General features: G+C 41.4%; 19 protein-coding genes. 9 read left to right on the top strand and 10 right to left on the bottom strand.

Annotated features, from left to right (window positions below; translation table 11 throughout):
* The first annotated feature begins 83 nt into the window (after positions 1-83).
* Positions 84-716: a glutathione S-transferase family protein gene (locus AAEY94_RS05995; protein ID WP_350977938.1), complete on the top strand. Its 633-nt coding sequence runs from the start codon at positions 84-86 to the stop codon at positions 714-716.
* 62 nt (positions 717-778) lie between these two features.
* On the opposite strand, the gene AAEY94_RS05990 is transcribed toward AAEY94_RS05995, so the two are convergent.
* The 4 genes from AAEY94_RS05990 to AAEY94_RS05975 form a co-directional block, all read right to left on the bottom strand.
* The gene (locus AAEY94_RS05990) at positions 779-1,279 is read right to left on the bottom strand and encodes a DUF4447 family protein (protein ID WP_162022444.1); all 501 of its coding nucleotides are present in this window, start codon (positions 1,277-1,279) and stop codon (positions 779-781) included.
* A 91-nt stretch (positions 1,280-1,370) separates the two neighbouring features.
* A complete protein-coding gene (locus AAEY94_RS05985) occupies positions 1,371-1,772 on the bottom strand; it encodes an SMI1/KNR4 family protein (RefSeq protein ID WP_011636316.1) in 402 nt (133 codons plus the stop codon).
* A 175-nt stretch (positions 1,773-1,947) separates the two neighbouring features.
* Positions 1,948-2,727, bottom strand: coding sequence for a nucleotidyltransferase family protein (locus tag AAEY94_RS05980; RefSeq protein WP_182744895.1), 780 nt, complete (start codon positions 2,725-2,727; stop codon positions 1,948-1,950).
* Positions 2,728-2,941: 214 nt separating this feature from the next.
* The gene (locus AAEY94_RS05975; protein WP_101085903.1) at positions 2,942-5,029 is read right to left on the bottom strand and encodes a M13 family metallopeptidase; all 2,088 of its coding nucleotides are present in this window, start codon (positions 5,027-5,029) and stop codon (positions 2,942-2,944) included.
* A 292-nt stretch (positions 5,030-5,321) separates the two neighbouring features.
* Between AAEY94_RS05975 and rsuA the strand changes: the two genes are divergently transcribed.
* Positions 5,322-6,011, top strand: coding sequence for a 16S rRNA pseudouridine(516) synthase RsuA (gene rsuA, locus AAEY94_RS05970; RefSeq protein ID WP_101085902.1), 690 nt, complete (start codon positions 5,322-5,324; stop codon positions 6,009-6,011).
* Positions 6,012-6,194: 183 nt separating this feature from the next.
* Here the strand turns inward: rsuA and AAEY94_RS05965 are convergent, their stop codons facing one another.
* The 3 genes from AAEY94_RS05965 to AAEY94_RS05955 are packed head-to-tail and all read right to left on the bottom strand — an operon-like array spanning position 6,195 to position 8,250.
* Positions 6,195-7,133, bottom strand: a complete 939-nt coding sequence (locus AAEY94_RS05965) for a DUF4097 family beta strand repeat-containing protein (RefSeq protein ID WP_350977932.1) — start codon at positions 7,131-7,133, stop codon at positions 6,195-6,197.
* On the bottom strand, positions 7,130-7,756 hold the full coding sequence (locus tag AAEY94_RS05960; protein ID WP_350977929.1) for an anti-sigma factor: 627 nt from the start codon (positions 7,754-7,756) through the stop codon (positions 7,130-7,132). The genes AAEY94_RS05965 and AAEY94_RS05960 overlap by 4 nt, the downstream gene beginning before the upstream one ends.
* Positions 7,753-8,250, bottom strand: coding sequence for an RNA polymerase sigma factor (locus tag AAEY94_RS05955; RefSeq protein WP_101085899.1), 498 nt, complete (start codon positions 8,248-8,250; stop codon positions 7,753-7,755). The genes AAEY94_RS05960 and AAEY94_RS05955 overlap by 4 nt, the downstream gene beginning before the upstream one ends.
* Before the next feature lie 298 nt (positions 8,251-8,548).
* Between AAEY94_RS05955 and AAEY94_RS05950 the strand changes: the two genes are divergently transcribed.
* A complete protein-coding gene (locus tag AAEY94_RS05950; RefSeq protein WP_350977925.1) occupies positions 8,549-10,411 on the top strand; it encodes a methyl-accepting chemotaxis protein in 1,863 nt (620 codons plus the stop codon).
* A 131-nt stretch (positions 10,412-10,542) separates the two neighbouring features.
* On the opposite strand, the gene rpiA is transcribed toward AAEY94_RS05950, so the two are convergent.
* From rpiA to AAEY94_RS05935, 3 genes are all read right to left on the bottom strand, one after another.
* Positions 10,543-11,202: a ribose-5-phosphate isomerase RpiA gene (gene rpiA / locus AAEY94_RS05945; RefSeq protein WP_011636324.1), complete on the bottom strand. Its 660-nt coding sequence runs from the start codon at positions 11,200-11,202 to the stop codon at positions 10,543-10,545.
* 64 nt (positions 11,203-11,266) lie between these two features.
* A complete protein-coding gene (locus AAEY94_RS05940; protein WP_101085897.1) occupies positions 11,267-12,079 on the bottom strand; it encodes a mechanosensitive ion channel family protein in 813 nt (270 codons plus the stop codon).
* A gap of 11 nt (positions 12,080-12,090) precedes the next feature.
* The gene (locus AAEY94_RS05935) at positions 12,091-13,443 is read right to left on the bottom strand and encodes a P-loop NTPase family protein (RefSeq protein ID WP_350977921.1); all 1,353 of its coding nucleotides are present in this window, start codon (positions 13,441-13,443) and stop codon (positions 12,091-12,093) included.
* A 345-nt stretch (positions 13,444-13,788) separates the two neighbouring features.
* Between AAEY94_RS05935 and pbpG the strand changes: the two genes are divergently transcribed.
* The 6 genes from pbpG to AAEY94_RS05905 all read left to right on the top strand — a co-directional run bounded on the left by pbpG (position 13,789) and on the right by AAEY94_RS05905 (position 18,963).
* Entirely contained in the window at positions 13,789-14,697 is a 909-nt protein-coding gene (pbpG, locus tag AAEY94_RS05930; RefSeq protein WP_101085895.1) for a D-alanyl-D-alanine endopeptidase, read from the top strand.
* Between the two features lie 171 nt (positions 14,698-14,868).
* A complete protein-coding gene (locus tag AAEY94_RS05925) occupies positions 14,869-15,513 on the top strand; it encodes a cupin domain-containing protein (RefSeq protein WP_101085894.1) in 645 nt (214 codons plus the stop codon).
* An 84-nt stretch (positions 15,514-15,597) separates the two neighbouring features.
* Positions 15,598-16,218: an FMN-binding negative transcriptional regulator gene (locus AAEY94_RS05920; RefSeq protein WP_350977916.1), complete on the top strand. Its 621-nt coding sequence runs from the start codon at positions 15,598-15,600 to the stop codon at positions 16,216-16,218.
* A gap of 99 nt (positions 16,219-16,317) precedes the next feature.
* On the top strand, positions 16,318-17,616 hold the full coding sequence (locus AAEY94_RS05915) for an MFS transporter (protein WP_101085892.1): 1,299 nt from the start codon (positions 16,318-16,320) through the stop codon (positions 17,614-17,616).
* A gap of 247 nt (positions 17,617-17,863) precedes the next feature.
* Positions 17,864-18,214 carry a HopJ type III effector protein gene (locus AAEY94_RS05910; RefSeq protein ID WP_192115724.1) on the top strand — a complete coding sequence of 117 codons (351 nt, stop codon included), beginning with the start codon at positions 17,864-17,866 and terminating at the stop codon, positions 18,212-18,214.
* A 200-nt stretch (positions 18,215-18,414) separates the two neighbouring features.
* Entirely contained in the window at positions 18,415-18,963 is a 549-nt protein-coding gene (locus AAEY94_RS05905) for a type II secretion system protein (RefSeq protein ID WP_101085890.1), read from the top strand.
* Positions 18,964-18,997: the final 34 nt, after the last annotated feature.

Genomic DNA, 18,997 nt, shown 5'->3' with positions numbered 1-18,997 from the left:
AAGATAACAACAGCCACATTCACTTAAGGTGCAATGTGGCTTTTTTTATTCTCATTAACCTCATCATACAAAATGGAGCCAAAATGATTACGTTATACGGAACCCAAAAAAGTCGTGCGCTACGCGTATCTTGGCTTTTAGAAGAGTTAGGTATTGCATGGCAGTTTTATGCTATCGATTTTGCTAATGGTGAACATAAAGGTGACGCATTTTTAGCCCTTAACCCTAGTGGCAAAATGCCAGTACTCACAGAGGGTGATTTTGTGTTAAGCGAATCTGCGGCCATTATGCGTTATTTAGCGGAAAAATACGGCCAAGGTAAATGGTTGCCAAAACCGGGTACTCAAGAGTCTGCTATCCATGAACGCTGGATGAGTTTTGTCATTAGTGAACTTGAACAACCGATTTGGAGTATTGCAAAGCATCGTTTTGCGTTGCCAAAAGAACTGCGTGTAGACACTATGTTTACTGTAGCTAAATGGGAGTTTGATCAAGCAGCTGCTATTGCAGAAACTTGGATACCGGAGTCTGGGTTTGTATGTGGCAGCGAGCCAATGGTCGCCGATATACTATTAAGCCAAACATTAGGGTGGGCTTTGGGATTCAAGCAAGACATTCCGCCCAAGTTGTCAGCGTATCGTGATAGGCTAAAGCAACGTCCTGCTTTGGCTGCTGCGCTCGCCAAAACAGTAGCACTTGCCGATGTCGCTAAATAACCGTTATTAAAAAGGAAGCCCGAAGCTTCCTTTTAGTGATTGACTGTCAAAATGGAGGTTTTTTATAACTGAGTAGCAGCCCATTTTGCACGGCTTTCTCGGCTTTCGCTCATGCCGTTATCAGCACGATAAGCTTTATAGGCTTCGGCATCGAGCGCGACTAAGCTTACATCCACTTCAAGTACGAGTTTACATTCTTTTTTAATACGCCAAGCTGCGGCATTGTACAATTCAGTTAATGGTAAAGTGCTTAAAAATTCTGGATTGTATTGGGTATATAGCGCTTGAGTCGGATACACCACAAAGGCTAACCGACGCTTAGGCTCTTTTTTAAATAGCTCTTCAATACCGTCAGAGGTGTTGAGCACTTGCATTTCGATAATATCATCGATTTCTAGTAACTTTTTTTGAGCCGGAATCGGTGCTTCTTTCTCGCCAGATTCCCATGCCATCACGTCTTCATTACTGGCTTTAGTGATGCTAGCAACCTGTTCAGTTGTTAGGCCTAAAGACTGACGTAAACATTGAATTTCAATTGCATTTAAACCGGTATTTTTCGACATGATCGTTCTCATTGTTAGTGATAATTTGTTTGATAACCGTTTATTATCTCGCGTTGGGTTAGTTAACTCCAACCGAGGCTAATAAATAAGATTATCGATTAAGCCATACGTCTTCGGCCCAATGCCAAAATGATTCCCATACTTTGTCGCTAAATCGGCCTTTTTTCCAAAACAACACTTGGCTTTCTTCATCAATACAATAAAAGCTATCACCGATTTGGCAAATGGCAATTTGTTCGCGAGGTAATCCAATAGACCAAGCATAACAAGCCACTTCAGGTAAGTAGGTATGTGAAGATGGATCGGCAGCGGTAACAGGTTCAAGCGTGCCATAAATAACATCGCTGCCATACAGTAAGAATTCTTTTAGATCGTTGGGTAAACCAATTAAGATCTGTTCTTCAACTTCTACAAGTTGCTCAAAAGTTGGCAATTCTAACGGCACCGGTACGGTTTCGCTTAATTCTTGTAGTTGTTCAATAATGTCATTCATCGCATTGTCCAGCAGATCGTTTTGTAATGGGCGCGAGTATAGCAGAAGTGATTGTTGCGGATCTTGTTTGGCAAAAAAAAAGCGCTCATATGAGCGCTAAAAGGGTGGAAACTTACTGTGATTAGAAAAACGTTAGGGGTTGTGAGTTATTCATAATAAGGATAGTTATCAGTATTTATGCTACTTGTTGTTGTGAACTATATAAACTTTGACGTTTATAGCTTAACCACGCTTTATGATACTGCTTGTGCGAGTCTTGACGAAGCTTGGCTATCATGGCTTGTTCAATGTCATTTAAGTGTCTAGATGTGGCTTTCGCCTGAGACTCTATCTGTTGGATTTGTTCATAAACATGATGTTCAGGGCCACTTTTTATGTCGGCAATATCATTTAAATGAAATTGTACTTCAACCACCATTTGGCTAACGGGTAATTTCACTAATACATTTAAATCACGATAACCTGACACTTTAGGATGAGAAAAACGATTTTTTAATTGCACAATTTCGGTGTATTGGCTCAACTGTTGGTAACTTGATAGCAAGCTTTTTACGTCATAGGCCACCACACTTGCCCGTGCTATATCGGTTAGTTGGCTGGCGTCGCCATTAAATTTTGTTTGCACTTTTTGAGCAGCACGCTGATAACTTTTGGTCGCAGGAATAATGGTTTTAGTATTACTTGATTGATCAATGAAGTGGAGTAGGTCAATAAGTTCTTGCTGCGCCACTGGTGCCCGAGACATCAGAGCATGCAAGTTATCACTATCTTGTGTCACCAAGTCGCTGTTGTGATCATAAAGTGCCATTAGCTGCTCAATATCATTAGATGATTTTTGGCTGAAGTCCGATGGCTGAGCTAGCTTGGTGTATTTAAGCTCGTTAGGCTGGGCAATAGCACCACGTGTAGACAGTAAAATTAAGAATATAAAGAAGGTACGAAACAACTTATTCATTGAATAGCTCCAGCATAATGTCTGTTAACCCAATGTACCGCTTTTTGGCTGAATAGGGGCTGAATGAACAAGGTTTAATGATATATATTAACGTGGCTTTGTGTTGTATTTGTTTTTATTATCAATTGGTTAGTTTTTTTTATAAAAAAAGGGCATCTTTCGATGCCCTTTTTTGTGTGTAAATGTGACCTAAGTCAGTCATTCGTCTTGGTGATTACCAAATTTTTACGCGACTAGCAGGCTCAATGTACATTTTGTCGCCTTCTTTCACGTCATAAGTGCTGTAGAACTCAGGCATGTTAGATAGCGCACCTAATGCACGGAAATGACCAGGTGAATGCGGATCAGTTGCAACGCGGTTACGCATGGCTTCTTCTTTCATCTTCACACGCCAAATTTGAGTGAAGCCCATGAAGAAGCGTTGATCGCCTGTTAAGCCATCAATAACTGGTGCTTCTTTACCGTCAAGTGACATTTTGTAAGCTTTATAGGCGATAGTCACACCTGATAAGTCACCAATGTTCTCGCCTAATGTTAGGCTGCCATTCACGTGTAGGTCGTCAAACACTTGATAACCATTGTACTGAGCGATTAATGCATTGCCTTTTGACTCGAATGCTTTTAAGTCAGCTTCGGTCCACCAGTCACGCATGTTGCCTTCACCATCAAATTTAGCACCTTGGTCATCAAAACCATGGCCCATTTCGTGACCAATAACAGCACCAATACCACCGTAGTTAACCGCATCATCAGCTTCTAAGTTGAAGAAAGGCGGTTGTAAAATCGCAGCAGGGAACACGATTTCGTTCATGGTTGGGTTGTAGTAAGCGTTAACGGTTTGTGGCGTCATGTGCCACTCGTCTTTGTCAATTGGTTGGCCTAACTTAGCAAGACTTTTGTTATGCTCAACAATCGCTGCACGCTTGGCGTTACCGACTAAATCATCTGCTTTAATGGTTAGTTTGCTGTAGTCATCCCACTTGTTCGGGTAACCAATTTTAGGATTAAACTTAGCCAATTTATCTTTTGCAGCAACTTTAGTATCAGCACTCATCCAATCTAATGAATCAATGCTTGAACTATAAGCGCCACGTAGGTTTTCAACTAACTGTTCCATGCGGGTTTTAGCTTCTGGTGCAAAGTGACGTTTCACATACACTTTACCCACTACCTCGCCTAGCGTGTCACTCACAGTGCTCACGCCACGCTTCCAACGAGGTTCTTGTTCTTCTTGACCATTAAGCGTCTTAGAGAAAAACTCAAAGTTTTCGTTATCTAATGCTTCAGATAAATTGCTGGCATTATGAGTTAATGCCATCCAAGTCATGTAGTTTTTCCAAGTATCAAGGTCGTTATTTTTAAGCACCTCGTTTAAGCCTTGGATATAACTTGGTTGGTTGATAATGATATCTGTTTGCTTGTCGCCGCCAAGCGCCGCTAAATAACCATCCCAGTTAATTTCTGAAGCCAATTCTGGCAAATTCTTAACTTGGTATAGGTTGTATGTTTTAGTACTGTCGCGCGTCTCAACTACGTCCCAATGCTTTTCTGCAATTTGAGTTTCAAGTGCAAGAATGGCTTCAGCGTTGGCTTTTGCATTTGGTAAGCCAGCAAGGTTGTACATTTTCTCAATGTGTTCAACGTAGGCTTTACGGATGTTGACGAAGCGTTCTTCTTGATTAAAGTAGTAATCTTTCTCTGGCAGGCTTAAACCATATTGCCAAATGTGTGTGGCATAACGGCTTGAATCTTTAGCATCAATTTCAACATAGAATGCTAGCGGTGTACCGCCACCGTTTGCTTGGTTTTCACCAAAAAATGCGGTTAATTCTTTTTTATCTTTCAGGGCTGCAATTTTATCCAAATCAGCTTGGATTGGTGCAATACCTAATTTATCAAGCGTTTCAACATCCATGAATGAGCGATATAAATCAGCCACTTTCTGTTCATCTGTGCCATCGGCTAGATTTGGCGTCGCGCTTAAATCTTCAATAATGGCTTTAACATCATCACGTGCATTTTCACGTAAGTCGTAAAATGCGCCAATGTTGGTACGGTCGCTAGGGATTTCTGCATTTTTCATCCATGCGCCGTTAACATACATATAAAAATCGTCTTGTGGGCGCACTGACTTGTCGATGTTGTCAAACGTGATGCCAGACGTAAGTGCTTTTTCTACTGCAGCAGCAGTAGCTGTTTTTGCGACATCTGCAGCAGGCGTAACGACTGCCTTGTCATCACTACAAGCACTCAAGCCTGCAATTAATGAGGCGCATAGACCGCCAATAACCAATTTTCTCATGTTGTTTCCTTTGCTTGATGTAAAAAGCCCTTCAATGGGGCATTGCGATCAGTGTCGCTTAATTCAGTAATAACCCCTTTATCCAAAGGGAAAAGCTATTACTTTTATTGTGAATTGTATGTTAAGGCCTTATCCGCCTATAAAACAAGCCGCAAGGAGGCCTTTTTAGTGTGTTTTTTGTGAGGATGTGTAACCAAAAATTACCTTAGCGGTGAAAAATATCGGTGATTGATTTCTATTTAAGCGTGTAAGCAGCATAATAGCGTCAATATTTTTAGATTGAGTAATCATTGTGCGTTTAGACAAATTTATCTGTGAAAGTACCGAACTGACTCGGTCATTGGCCAAGAGAGCCTTGCATCGTGGTGACGTTACCTGTGATGGTGTTGTGGTCAAAAACTCAGGTTTTAAAGTACTACCACAAATGTCGGTGCATTTAGACGGCATATTAATTAGCGTGATTGGCGAGCGTTACATCATGTTAAACAAACCGGTAGACACCATTTGTTCAACCATCGATGAAGAATATCCATCCGTATTGAGTTTGATTGATATTGAGAAAATGGACACTTTGCACATTGCTGGTCGATTAGATGTCGACACCACAGGCTTAGTGTTAATTACCAGCGATGGTCAGTGGTCGCATAAAATCACTTCGCCAAAGAAAGATTGTGGCAAACGCTATTTGGTTGAATTAGCCGAACCTATTGATGACAGTTTAATCCAGGTATTTGCCGATGGTGTTGAGCTGCGCAATGAAGATGAGCTGACCAAGCCTGCTTTGCTCGATATTATTGACTCAACTCATGTGCGATTGACGATTAGCGAAGGTAAGTACCATCAAGTTAAGCGTATGTTTGCCGCGGTGGGTAATAGAGTGGTTAATTTACACCGTGAAGCGGTAGGTGATATCGAGTTAAACACGGACTTAGCCGCAGGTGAATGGCGCTTTTTAACCGATGCTGAAATGAAATCTGTTTAGTCATTATTTGAATATATAAAAGTGCCCGGTTGTCACCATATAATGATTACCGGGCATTTTTTTATCTGCTCATTGCAAATCAATTTCTACTCAATACAAAATCACTTTTTCAATACAGAATCAATTGCGAGCAAAGCGCTCTTTTATAAGCATCGCTTACCCCGAGCTAATGTTATTTTACACTTATTGAGTCAGGCTAATTTTGCCACTAATGGTATTGATGTTGACTTGACCTGTGCCAGCTTGAGTTTTGAACTGCAACGTTTTGGCTGGTGAGTACTTTTGTTTTAGCGGTTTATCATCGGTTAATTGATTGTCGATTTTTCCACCAGGGCCGCCATCAATCATAAAACTGATGTTAGGCATACCAGCAAACGTTAGTGCCATATCTCCACTTATGGTTTCGAGTTGAGCTTTGTTTAAATCGGCCCCTAAGGTTAATTGTGCATCGCCACTGATGGTAACAATATTCAACTCAGTGACTTGGTTAACGATTGCGGTTATGTCACCAGACACTTGGTCGACAGACAAATGTGTAAAAGCGCTTTGGCTTTTTAGTTCGCCACTGACTAAGCGCAGCTCAGCCTCGCCTTGGCTATTGCTATCAGTGATATCGCCCGATACTGTTTCGAGGTTAATTTTTCCTGCTAGCTCAGAGGTATTAATATTGCCTGACACCGTGGTGAGTTTAGTATTGCCACTAAGTTGTTGGGCGTTAATGTTGCCGCTGACTAACGCTAACGATATTTGGCCATTTAGCTGTGATAATTGATAACTGGCTGATACTCCCTCGGCATCTAAACCTAGCTGTTTAGGCAGGTAAATGGTCAGTTGTGACCCTTGTTTATTACTGCCTTGATAACTGCGGGGTAATTTATCTTCTACAATAACGCTATTGCCTTTAACCTCAAATATTAAGCCTTGGCTTAACTCATCAAGTTCACCTTTAATCTGAATGCTATTTTTATCCCAACTGACGAGCTCAACGTTACCCCGTTGTATTTTCATGCTGACCGAAGGGTTATCAGAAACACTTAATTGTTGGTCAACGGCTTCTTTGCCCATTGAGATAAAACTGATACCGATTAACGGCACGATTAACACGTATTTAAGAATGCTCATATTGTATTTCCTTGTGGTGTCCGTTTAGACGTAAATGGGAGCTTTTGGCCTTGCTGCAATAGGGTTATTTGACGTTGCATGATCCAGCGCCATAATTGCCACATTTGTTGATTAGTCGGTTGTTGTTTCAATGCTGCTTGTACTTGTTTTGAGGCGGTATCCAGCTCGGCTAATGCTTGGCTAATATCGCTCTGTATCTGTTGTGGAGCATCAGTTGATGATAATTGCCAACTCACGGTGTATTGGTTTTGATTAAAAACATCCAGTTGGGTCTGATGAGTCATGGCTATTTGATCGACTAGCTCAGCTAATGTTGCCTCGGTTTGGGTTGAAGATGTCGTTAGGCTTACCTCGGTATTCACTGTGGCTTGTGGGGTGGTTGTCGTTAGTGCGGCAGTTTGCGGCAGCAATGAATTACCCTCTGGGCGTTGCCAAAGCAGGATGGTCAGCATACAAAAAACTGCAACGCTAGCTGCGATAAGCCAAGGGCGAGTCAGATGTTTTTTTTGCTGAGATTGAGGTGGTAACTTAGCTGCAATCGCTGGCCACAAATCGGTTGTAGGTTGCATCTCTAGCGGCAATGACTTGATTAGGCTATCGAGGTCTTGCGGTGACGTGTTCATGCAAGCATCTCCTGTAAAAATTGTTTAGCATTATGGTACTGCGCTTTACTCGTGCCCTCGGCAATGTTGAGTAGGGCGGCAATTTCTTTATGTTGATAACCTTCAATTGCACACAGTACAAATACCATACGAGTCCGTTGAGGTAATTTGGCAATACACTTATCCAATTGGTGATATTCATCAAAGGCAACCGTGGGTATGTCCTGCGGCTCAAGTTGCTCTGTCGGTATAAAGCGTCGCCACCACGATTGTTGTACCTTTAATTCGTTAATCGCTTGGCGGACGCACAAGCGATGCAACCAGGTGGTAAATTGGCTGTCGCCTCTGAATTGGTCCAATTTATGCCATAAGCGTATAAAACAAACTTGGGTCATATCATCAGCAAGTTGAGCTTGGCCACTCAATCTAAAGCAAATGGCGTAAACCCGCTTATGATGGCGCCGATAGAGTTGCTGGAATGCCTGTTTGCAACCAGTAACCGCTATTGCGACCAACTGACTGTCGTCAAGTGCCGCTAAGTGGCTTAATTGCTCGGTTTTTGACTGATTAATAGTGGCATCCTTAATGTCACAACATATCCAATATGATGGTGTAGTTATTTGACAGCCTCAAGTCGGCAAAAGGTTTATATGAGTGTTTATAAATAATCACTTTTCTTTTAAAAAGTTTAGCTTTATTCATGTTTGCCGATAACTAATTGCTATACTGATGTTGCAAGATTGATCTAAATTCCATGCCAGATCATAAAATAATAACAATAACGTTAAATCTTACTCTTGGGTGGTAGAAAATATGCTTATTCGTTCGAAACTTATTTTAAGTTCGATCATTTCAATCTCCTCAGTACTCGCGATGTTCGGGTTACAAAATTATTCTGAATCAGTCCTGTTGGAATTATCAACCGCATCGAGCAGTATTGTTGAAATTGAAAAAAAAGTGCTTGAATTACGTACTGAAGAAAAGGATTTTCTCCATCGTAACGACACTGTTTATGTTGAAAAATTTAAACATAGCATGAATGATATTTTGGCTTATATGGCCGAAGTACGTGTTGCGCTAGAGCACCAAGGAATGGATGTTGATGCTTTAGATGATTTTGAAAACAACCTCAATGATTATAAAACAATATTCAATGAAATTACTGCACTAAAAATTGAGATAGGCCTAACTCCCGAGTCAGGTTTATATGGCGATTTGCGTTCGGCAGTTAAAAAAGTTGAAACTGTGCTGAGTGATAATGCTGAGGATGCTCTGCTAGTGGCAATGCTACAACTGCGTCGCAGTGAGAAAGACTTCATGCTCCGTCGTGATCCTAAATATGTACAAGCTTTTGATGACGGAATTGGCCGTTTTTTAGCTCAAGTACAACAGTCTACTTTGTCTTTCTCTGACAAGGAGCAATTGAGCGCAGATATTAAAGATTATCGAGTGAATTTTAACAATTTAGTCAATAAAGAAGTGCTATTTGGTTTGTCGGAGCAAGACGGTAAAATGGCTGAGTTGCGGGATAAAATTCATCAAACCGATAATGATACCGTTACCCTGCGAGAGGAAACCTTGGCCGAAATTGAACATGGTAAAAATCAGGCTTTCATTATTGGCTTAAGCATATTTTTGTTAATCGCTGCAGTACTGTGTATTTTCACCTATTTAATTATTCGTAGCATTATTAAGCCGGTGCAAGATATTACCTATGTAATTTCTTCAATTGAAAAAAGTAAAGATTTATCAATGCGTTGTGATGAGTCTGGTAATGATGAAATATCGAAAATCGCCTATCACTTCAACCAAATGGTCATGACTTTTCAAGAATTGATTCAACAAGTGGACGAGTCGGTTACTGCAATGAATGAGTCGTGCCAAGAGCTGTCTCGAAATGCTATGACAGCTTCTAAAGGCGTATTACGCCAGCTTAATGAAACCGACATGGTCGCTACAGCCGTTACCGAAATGGGGGCTACCATTGACGAAATTGCCAAGAATACTGAATTGGCGGCCAGTAAAGCCAGCCAAACTCATGAGAATGCTCAATCTGGTCAACAGGGCGTAGAACTCACCGTTCAAAAAATAAACTTGCTAGCGAAGCAATTAGCCGATTCAGCCGCTGTAGTTACTGAACTTGAGCGAGACAGTGTCACTATTGGCAGTGTGCTTGATGTGATTAGAGGCATTGCTGATCAAACAAACTTATTGGCATTAAACGCGGCGATTGAAGCAGCAAGAGCGGGGGAACAAGGCCGTGGTTTTGCGGTTGTTGCCGATGAGGTGCGCACGCTAGCCTTGCGAACACAAACGTCGACTCAAGAAATCTCCAGCATCATTTCAACCTTACAAGCGCGAACTCATTCTATTGTTAACCTTATGCACGAAAGCCAACAACAAGGGCGGGAGAGTGCTGAACAAGCCGCCATCGCGGGTGATGTTTTACGAACCATTACCAATGACGTGACCAATATTATGGACATGAGTACTCAAATTGCAGCGGCAATTGAAGAGCAAAGCATGGTTGCCGCAGAAGTGGGTAAAAACGTGGTGGTTATCCGTGATATTGCTGATGAATCATCGCAAGCAGCGGAAGAGAATGCCGCGGCTTCTGAAGATGTGAGAGTACGAGCCAAAGCACTGCATGAAGCGGTGAGCCAGTTCACAGTGTAATTCGTTGTCATTGCAGAACAGATACTAAAACAGAGACTAAAACAGATAAAAAAATGGCCTAGCAGTAATGCTAGGCCATTTTTTTGTGCTATTGCTAAACATTCAAGTTAATCAAGCGAATGGTTTAGTTTTTACAGTGTGATGGTGTTAACGCCATCAGGGGTGCCTACTAGTAGTACATCGGCACCGCGGTTAGCAAATAAACCGTTAGTCACTACACCGACAATGGCGTTGATTTTAGTTTCCATCACTTTAGGGTCTAAAATTTTCATATTGTAGACATCTAAAATAACGTTGCCGTTATCGGTTATTACGCCTTGACGGTAAACGGGGTCGCCACCTAATTTTACCAACTCACGCGCCACATAAGATCGTGCCATCGGGATGACTTCAACAGGCAACGGAAACTCACCTAAAATGGGCACTTGTTTGGTATTATCTACAATACAAATAAACCGTTTAGCTACCGCCGCGACAATCTTCTCGCGCGTTAATGCAGCTCCGCCACCTTTAATCATATCCATGCGGTCGTTAATCTCATCCGCGCCATCAACATAGACATCAATCAAATCAACACTGTTTAAATCAAATACTTCAATGCCGAGTTCGATGAGTTTTTTCGTTGATGCTTCAGAGCTTGATACCGCACCTTCGATGTCATCTTTCATGGTGGCAAGTGCATCAATGAAGTGATTGACTGTAGAGCCTGTACCTACACCGACGATGGTGTCTTTTTTGACATACTGCAGCGCTGCCCAACCTGCCGCTTTCTTCATTTCATCTTGAGTCATAGCAAATTCTCCATTTTAACAATCAAAAAGTGTTATCTAACAATTGAGTCGATTATAGCGTAAATTACTGAAATACCGTTTGTTGTACATCATAAAATTGGGCATTTTTAAATGCGCTTAATACTCTGATATTGATGTCACTGATAAACTTTTTCTCTAATCTTACGTCCATCACATACGCTTTGACTGTGATGGTTTGTAAAAACTGGCCAAAGTCGTGCTCGTTACCTAAGTTGACAATAATGGGCTTATTTAAAAAGGTATATGGTGAGCATTGCGTTGCTTCTCTGGCCAGCGCGATGGCTTTGTTGTGATCGGCATTCATTGGAATGGTAAAACTCACTACCACCATTTCATCTAAAGCGCCGCTATTTGCATTGGATACTGCAGTTTTTAACGCCTCAGCATTAGGCACCATCACGGTATTATCATCAAAGGTACGCAGCCAAGTTACGCTCCATTCCAGTTTAATGACTTCACCATAATGTCCAGATAACGTTACCATATCACCAACGCGATAAGGCGGGTTGATCATAATAATAAACCCAGCAATCATGTTTTTGGCTGGTTCTTGGGTAGCTAAACCCACCACAATACTGATTGAACCTACCACTGCAAGGATTAAGTTCTCATGTGGATCGATAATGCCAACGATCGAATAAACAATCACACTCAGCCACACAAATAAACGCACAAAAGGGTATGACCGATTCCAAATTAAGCGGTATTTAGGCAAGGCTTTATTCAGTTGATTTAAGCAAAATTGGATCAGTACCAATAACAGCCACGCCATTAGACACAGCAGTAAAATACTGATTATTCGGTCAAACGAAATGATCTCTAAAAATGCTTGTAATGCTTTACGGGAATCTTCCATAGTCGCCTCGTTTAATTAAACAACTTATTGTGATTCACCAAATGGCTGGCGACAATTTTACTTAATGTTGGAGTAATAAAGTAGAAATGCTCGGCAAAATCTTGTTGTGAATATTGCGCAATAATAAGTCCTTGGCGAGCTAAATATTCTAACTGCAAGCTGCTTTGTTCAATCGTAATGACAAAAATATGTGCATGCTGACTCACTCGTAAGCCACCATGAACATAAATTTCTGCTAATGAAAATAGGTCATTGTCTTGGCATTGTTGCAATACAGATGAGTTAATGCGGCAAATATCAATGCCATTATTTGAACGACTATTTGAGCTATTATCCGAACCGATATCGACTTGGTGCGCGAGAGAATACTGTAGCAACAATGATGCTAATTTGGGGTGCCCTTGGCTGATAGTGTACAGCTGTTTTAGCTGGTCTTTATAAGGATTTACAATATCCGCTTGATTATTGTTGGTTTGTTCAGCTTGCTGTGCAGTGCTTTTTTTGGTGTTTTTATCGGCTGCAGTAGCGGTTTCTTTGGTCATCACGTCGTTACTGATTAACCCTAAATCAAGCAGATGCTTTGTTTGTATTGTGGCTAATTCGGTTTCACTGAAATAATCGAGCTGAAAAACATGTTTAATAAAGTGATGAATTTGGTATTGTGCACTTAATCGTTGCCATGCAAATATTTCACAGCTTATGATCCAACAATGATGTTTACGCGTTTCCATCACGATAGTTGCAAAGGTTACCAAGGCTTGATTATTTCCCATCACTCTCAACATCAGTTTGTGCATATCATCTATCATAATTAGCTGTGGTGGTTGCTGGTTGATGGCGGCAATCGTTTCGGTGATGGTGTTTGGTGGCGTAATACCAAAACAATAACAAACATGGGCTATCGCGTCATTTGCGCCTAATGGCGCTTGATAAAAACTCATCAAAAGCCACTTGGACGGCAACGGTTTTACGTCAGGCATCGGTGCTTTTTTAGTGTCTTCGGCGATAATGGTTTGCAGTAAAGGCGGCAGTTGGCCTAAAAAAGATGATCCTCCAGCTCCAGCAGGCGAGACAATGGCACTGATTTCGCCGTGATGATTACGCCATTGGTTTATCACATCGGTAATTTGCTTGAGTTGTTTTTCTCGGCCAACGAAATCATCACTGGCATAAAGTGACTGATATAGCATCACCTGAGTAATTGGACCCCGACGAGCTTGAAGCGGATATTGGTTGGCGATAGTCTTGAGCGACATCTGCCCTTGTTGCGCTTCATCAGCCTCTGTTTTTAGGGTAGCTTTAGAGGTCAATAAGCTATTGAGCCATGGGTTTAATCGACTAAAAAAACGCAAGTTAATGTCCATCTATACTCTCTTTTTAAACGACTTATTCAATCTTAACATGAAGACAACAAAAAGCGTTATCTGTGCTGAAGCTCATCTTCTTGTGCCCTTTATTCAATAACAAAGACCTCACTAATCGATTGCCAACACTATGACTAAATAGCTCGCTTGGAGAATGCAGGGTTATCGTTTAGCTGTTTATCACTTAGCTTGAGCCGGATTGAGATGAGTCATTGCGAATGCTTTTGACTCAAACTGCGCTAAATTCACTAAAAACTTACTAATAGTGATTATTTATCTATTGTCGGTCTAATCCTTTATCGTATACTCAGTGGACTTATTAGGTTTATTTTTCAAGTGATGTTAATGAAACTTCGTTTCTTTTTTGCCTGCGCTTTATTATGTTCAACTTCGTTGAGCAGCCCAATGTCTTTTGCAGCACAAGTTGTGCAAATCAAACCTCAACAAGAGTTAGCCTCCGGTAGTGCCATGTTGGTCGACTTAGCCACCAATGAAGTTTTATATTCAAGTAATCCAAATCAACCTGTGCCTATTGCGTCAGTTACCAAGTTAATGGCTGCCATGGTGACATTGGATGCCAAGCTTGCATTAGATGAAAAAATCTCAGTAAAAATTACTGACTCACCTGTGATGCGCAATATTTATTCACGTGTCCGTTTAGGCAGCGTGGTGACTCGTGAAACCATGTTGTTATTAACATTAATGTCGTCAGAAAATCGTGCCGCGACCTCACTTGCACATAATTATCCAGGTGGATTTAAGGCTTTTGTGCGTGCAATGAACGACAAAGCGACCGCACTGGGCATGAGCCAAACCCGTTATGTTGAACCAACAGGCTTGTCACCTGACAATGTATCTAGCGCTAACGATCTCATATTATTGCTTAAAGCCAGTCAAACGTATCCGTTATTAGGCAAGCTGAGCTCGACCACTAAAAAGCACGTTAACTTTGAATCACCACGTTATGCCTTAGATTTTCAAAACACCAATAAACTGGTATTTAAAAACAATTGGAATATTGCATTAACCAAAACGGGCTTTACCAATAAAGCGGGCCATTGTTTAGTGATGTTAACTGAAATGAACAAGCGTAAAGTGGCATTTGTGGTACTGGACTCATTTGGTAAATACACCCACATGGCAGATGCTAATCGATTAAAAAACTGGCTAGAAACCGGGCGTACAACACCGATCCCTGCATCGGCTAAAGCCTATAAAAAACAACGCCAAGCGATTCTGAATAACAGTATTTAACTGCTGAATGACCACAATTAATGCCCATTCACTTTGTTGAATGGGCTTTTTTTTATCAATACACTTTTAATATTGGCTTATTAATATCTATAGGTACCATAAAGTACCTGCTGTTTTATCGATTGTTAAAGCCTTACACTAGTGGCAATTAAACGGTTGTAAGGTAGCAATATGTTAAACATGGATCTTAGCCAACGAGTGGTGATAAACACAGCCGATCTTGAATGGCAAAATAGCCCCGCAGCGGGCGTATTACGTAAACGCCTAGCGCGCGAAGAGGCTGAGCGAGGTCATGCGACCAGCATTGTAAACTATCAAGCTGGTGCTAAATTTAACTCACACCCTCATCCGTTAGGCGAAGAGATTTTAGTGCTCGACGGGGTGTTTTCTGATGAAACCGGTGACTATCCTGCAGGCACGTATTTGCGTAATCCTGAAGGTTTTGTCCATGCGCCATTTAGCGTAGAAGGTTGTACGTTGTTGGTTAAGCTGCACCAGTTTCAACCTACAGACTCACAACAAGTGGCCATTAATACCAATGAGACAGAATGGTTGCCGGGTCATGGTCAGTTGCAGGTTATGCCGCTACACCAACATGGTACTGAGTCGACTGCATTAGTTAAGTGGCCTGCGGGGACACATTTTCAACCACACCGTCATTTTGGCGGCGAAGAAATCTATGTCATTAGCGGAGAGTTTATCGATGAACTGGGTCGCTATCCTGCAGGTACGTGGATCCGTAGTCCGCATTTAAGTCAGCATAATCCGTATGTGGAGCAAGACACGGTGATTTTGGTCAAAGTAGGCCATTTGTAATAATCGCTACAAACCCATAAAACGATGGCATTTATTCGTCAGATTCACTATAAAGACTTTATAGACTATTTTAGTAAAGAGTGAATGATGCAAGTGCCTGATAAGTGGGATATGGGAGCCAGAGAGTTAATACATCTGTTTATCAACCAATATGGTTTTGCGACTGTTGTGTCTAACGATTTAGAGGGCTCACACTTACCGTTATTACTCATTGCCTCAGAGGGCGAAAATGGTACCCTGTATGGCCATTTTGCTCGTAGTAATCCGCATTGGAAAAGTGTTGCGGGTACTAGAGTCCTTTGTATTTTCAATGGTCCTCACTCTTATATCTCACCCACTTGGTATGACTCCTATCCAGCGGTTCCGACTTGGAATTACAGCGTAGTACATGCAAAAGGCATTATTGAATTAACTGATGATGCGACCACCGCACAAGTACTCGAATCTACCATCCAACAATATGAACCTTCATTACTACAAAGTGGTGGCTTTATTGCCGATGATTACCAACAACAACTAGCCAAGGGCATTGTTGGTTTTAAGATTGTCATCGATGAGTTACAAGGTAAGCAAAAATTAGGGCAGCACCGTAACCAAAGTGATCAACAAGGTGTGGTTCAAGGATTATCGCTGTCAAATAGAGCTGATGAAAAACAGCTATTAGCTTATATGATCAGTAATAACATAGGATTAGGCAATAAATAGTGGTTCATCCGCGCAAATGCCGTTAGGATTAGCTCTATAACAACCCCATCAATTTAGTCTGTCATAATCTATTTCAGCATCACTCTTTAAGGATAAAAAGTGCATAGCGATATTTCTGTAGCGCGGTTTAAGCAATTTCCACGATTAATGTGGATACTGTTATTTGGCTCGTTTATTACTCGCGGTAGTTATTACATGGTGTGGCCATTTTTGGCTGTCATTTTGTATGAAAAATTTGCTTTAAGCGCCACAGAAGTGGGTTTAGTACTGTCGAGTGCGGCGATTATATCGGTATTTACCAGCTTTATTGGTAGTGCACTGTCAGACCGAATCGGCCGCCACAAGCTAATGTACTTTACCGGTGTGCTTTATATCATCTCGTTTTCATTACTGGCGCAAGTCGATTCCGTCAAAGGCTATGTTGTCGTCATGACACTGTGTTCTATTGCGACTGCAATATGGCGGCCACTAACGTCTGCCACCATTGGCGACATTATTGACGATCCTAAAACCCGGGAGTTGGCGATGCAATCACTGTATTTTATCGTTAACGTAGGTTGCGCCGTAGGGCCAATGTTAGGAATATGGTTGGGCTTAACCGGAAAACAATCGAGTTTTTACATTACCGCTGCGGCTTTTGCTGCTTTATTGGGGTTATTATTTTGGGGTTTTAGGCATCAAGCTCGCCAGACTCATTCATCGGCTCCAGAGCTGGTTGCAGATGGACTCATTCCAGTTATGGGCGATGCAACAGCTGCTGTTAAGCGTAAACCTGCTATGATGAATCGAAAGCAAATAATGTCGATTTTATGGCAAGATAAATTACTGCAAGGTCTTATTTTTGCAAACATTTTGTGTATGTTTATTTACGCGCAAATGGACAGTTCGCTGATCCAATATCTTACTCGTTCAAATGCCCCCGATTTATTAACACTGATTTCGGCAATGATTTTTACCAATGCCTTAGTCATTATCTCGACCCAATTTTTATTGTTAAGATTAATGGCTGGTTACAGTTTGGTGCATCGGATTCAGTTTGGATTGATGCTGTTGGTTTGTTCACAAGTTTGGTTAGCGTATAACCCCATTGATTTGTTTTGGGGCTGGATTGGCGCTGTTGTTGTTATGAGCCTAGCAGAAACCATTTTATTCCCAACGATGAACGTGCACATTGACAGGCTAGCCCCTAAACATTTACGTGGAGCGTACTTTGGCGCAGCTTCATTTTATGATTTGGGGTTTGCATTTGCGCCGCTGGGCGGCGGGATTATACTGGATCATCTTGGTGGATATTGGTTGTTTATCATCGGCGCATTATTGTCGTTGGTGGTGATGTATTTATACAGTAAGTTGGAAAGGTTACCACGGCCAGATTTTACTGCACTAAAGTTGGATTAAGTGTCGATGGTCTATGCTTGCAAACTTTATTGAATTTAACATTGTAGTAGGCAGTTACAGAGGGTATGGGCCTCGCTTTGCTTTTGAGCTTTTTAATCGTTTGCTTGAGTCTTTTTCACTATAGTAAATGTGATCATTTTGATAAGGTCTCGAACTATAGTGTCGGGAGTTTTACTGTTTATTTTTCTTTTAATTCAATTTTATTTTAACTTTAACTTTAACTTTAACTTAAGGCAGGGCCAATTTTATGCCATCAACGGCTATTAACCCGTTTATTTCATCGCTAACATCGCAAGCAGATACTATCCGTTTTGAAGAGACTATGGCTGTTATTGATGGCCAGTATGACTTCACGATAAGTGCATTTAAAAATGGTGATCAGCTTAATGACGCTGGGGAAAATTCTGGTTCTTGTAAGGTGTTTGCGTTCGGGCAAATTCATCAGTTAACGGTGCAACAAACCTTGGCTATGTTTGGCCAACATTACCGAGATGTTGTGGCGACGCCGCAAGGGACGGATCATCAAAATATTCGTCAGTTTATGCAACATGGCTGGGATGGTATTTTATTTTCGCAACAGGCATTAAAGGCTAAATAACCTAGGTGCTAAACAAGGCTTAATACAACAAGGCTTAATACAACAAGGCTCAATACAACAAGGCTCAATACGCAAAACTATGATGAAAGCCTCTATAACTTAAGCTCGTGTTTAGGTTAAAATAACGTCTCATGTAATTGTTTTAAGTAAACTCTTTCTAGCTGAGCAGTTTGTTTACTGTATCAGGAGGCATTCATCATATGATCAAACTTAACCGCAGTATCGTTTCCTCTCGTCAATCCGGTTTCACCCTTATAGAGCTTGTCGTTGTCATTATTATTCTTGGCGTATTGGCTGTTGTCGCAGCGCCTAAGTTTATTAATTTAAAAACAGATGCACATATTGCAGCAATCAAAGGTGCCACAGGCTCAATTAAAACAGCAGTGATGTTATTTAAAACAAAAACATTAACCTCAGGCAATGCGCTTACAGATACGGTTGAATTCTCGGGTGTTAAAGGCAGTCATTACCAACCTTGGGCCGCAGCGGCCAATACTAGTGGTAGCGGTTTTAATGCCGGTTATACAACGTCGTCAGAAATCTTTAAAGCGGCTGGGTTAGAAATGAATGATTGGTCATATCGCATTTTTACATCTAATAGCAGCTATGCTGTTGTTGCAGCCCCCAAAAGTGCACTTGCCCTTGCAGAGCCTACTGCAGCCGAAGTTATTGCAACCAGTTGTTACTTTCAGTATCACTGGCAGAGTACTGGAGAGCCTGTCATCACAACGGTAATCGTTGGGTGTTAACGGTATTATTAAAATCTAAAGGGGCAAACGCACT

Origin of the sequence: Shewanella sp. AC34-MNA-CIBAN-0136 (assembly GCF_040309945.1) — a bacterium.
Lineage (GTDB): Bacteria > Pseudomonadota > Gammaproteobacteria > Enterobacterales > Shewanellaceae > Shewanella.
Note: the sequence above shows the minus strand (reverse complement) of the source record. Positions and strands in the feature narration are given on the sequence as shown.

What these genes read in the sequence shown, in the direction of transcription:
- AAEY94_RS05975 (WP_101085903.1), bottom strand. Translation starts at nt 5,029, where the DNA reads ATGAGAAAATTGGTTATTGGCGGTCTATGCGCCTCATTAATTGCAGGC.
- AAEY94_RS05995 (WP_350977938.1), top strand. Translation starts at nt 84, where the DNA reads ATGATTACGTTATACGGAACCCAAAAAAGTCGTGCGCTACGCGTATCT.
- AAEY94_RS05960 (WP_350977929.1), bottom strand. Translation starts at nt 7,756, where the DNA reads ATGAACACGTCACCGCAAGACCTCGATAGCCTAATCAAGTCATTGCCG.
- AAEY94_RS05920 (WP_350977916.1), top strand. Translation starts at nt 15,598, where the DNA reads ATGATGCAAGTGCCTGATAAGTGGGATATGGGAGCCAGAGAGTTAATA.
- AAEY94_RS05910 (WP_192115724.1), top strand. Translation starts at nt 17,864, where the DNA reads ATGCCATCAACGGCTATTAACCCGTTTATTTCATCGCTAACATCGCAA.
- AAEY94_RS05950 (WP_350977925.1), top strand. Translation starts at nt 8,549, where the DNA reads ATGCTTATTCGTTCGAAACTTATTTTAAGTTCGATCATTTCAATCTCC.
- AAEY94_RS05925 (WP_101085894.1), top strand. Translation starts at nt 14,869, where the DNA reads ATGTTAAACATGGATCTTAGCCAACGAGTGGTGATAAACACAGCCGAT.
- rpiA (WP_011636324.1), bottom strand. Translation starts at nt 11,202, where the DNA reads ATGACTCAAGATGAAATGAAGAAAGCGGCAGGTTGGGCAGCGCTGCAG.
- AAEY94_RS05985 (WP_011636316.1), bottom strand. Translation starts at nt 1,772, where the DNA reads ATGAATGACATTATTGAACAACTACAAGAATTAAGCGAAACCGTACCG.
- AAEY94_RS05935 (WP_350977921.1), bottom strand. Translation starts at nt 13,443, where the DNA reads ATGGACATTAACTTGCGTTTTTTTAGTCGATTAAACCCATGGCTCAAT.
- AAEY94_RS05905 (WP_101085890.1), top strand. Translation starts at nt 18,415, where the DNA reads ATGATCAAACTTAACCGCAGTATCGTTTCCTCTCGTCAATCCGGTTTC.
- AAEY94_RS05990 (WP_162022444.1), bottom strand. Translation starts at nt 1,279, where the DNA reads ATGTCGAAAAATACCGGTTTAAATGCAATTGAAATTCAATGTTTACGT.
- AAEY94_RS05940 (WP_101085897.1), bottom strand. Translation starts at nt 12,079, where the DNA reads ATGGAAGATTCCCGTAAAGCATTACAAGCATTTTTAGAGATCATTTCG.
- pbpG (WP_101085895.1), top strand. Translation starts at nt 13,789, where the DNA reads ATGAAACTTCGTTTCTTTTTTGCCTGCGCTTTATTATGTTCAACTTCG.
- AAEY94_RS05980 (WP_182744895.1), bottom strand. Translation starts at nt 2,727, where the DNA reads ATGAATAAGTTGTTTCGTACCTTCTTTATATTCTTAATTTTACTGTCT.
- AAEY94_RS05965 (WP_350977932.1), bottom strand. Translation starts at nt 7,133, where the DNA reads ATGAGCATTCTTAAATACGTGTTAATCGTGCCGTTAATCGGTATCAGT.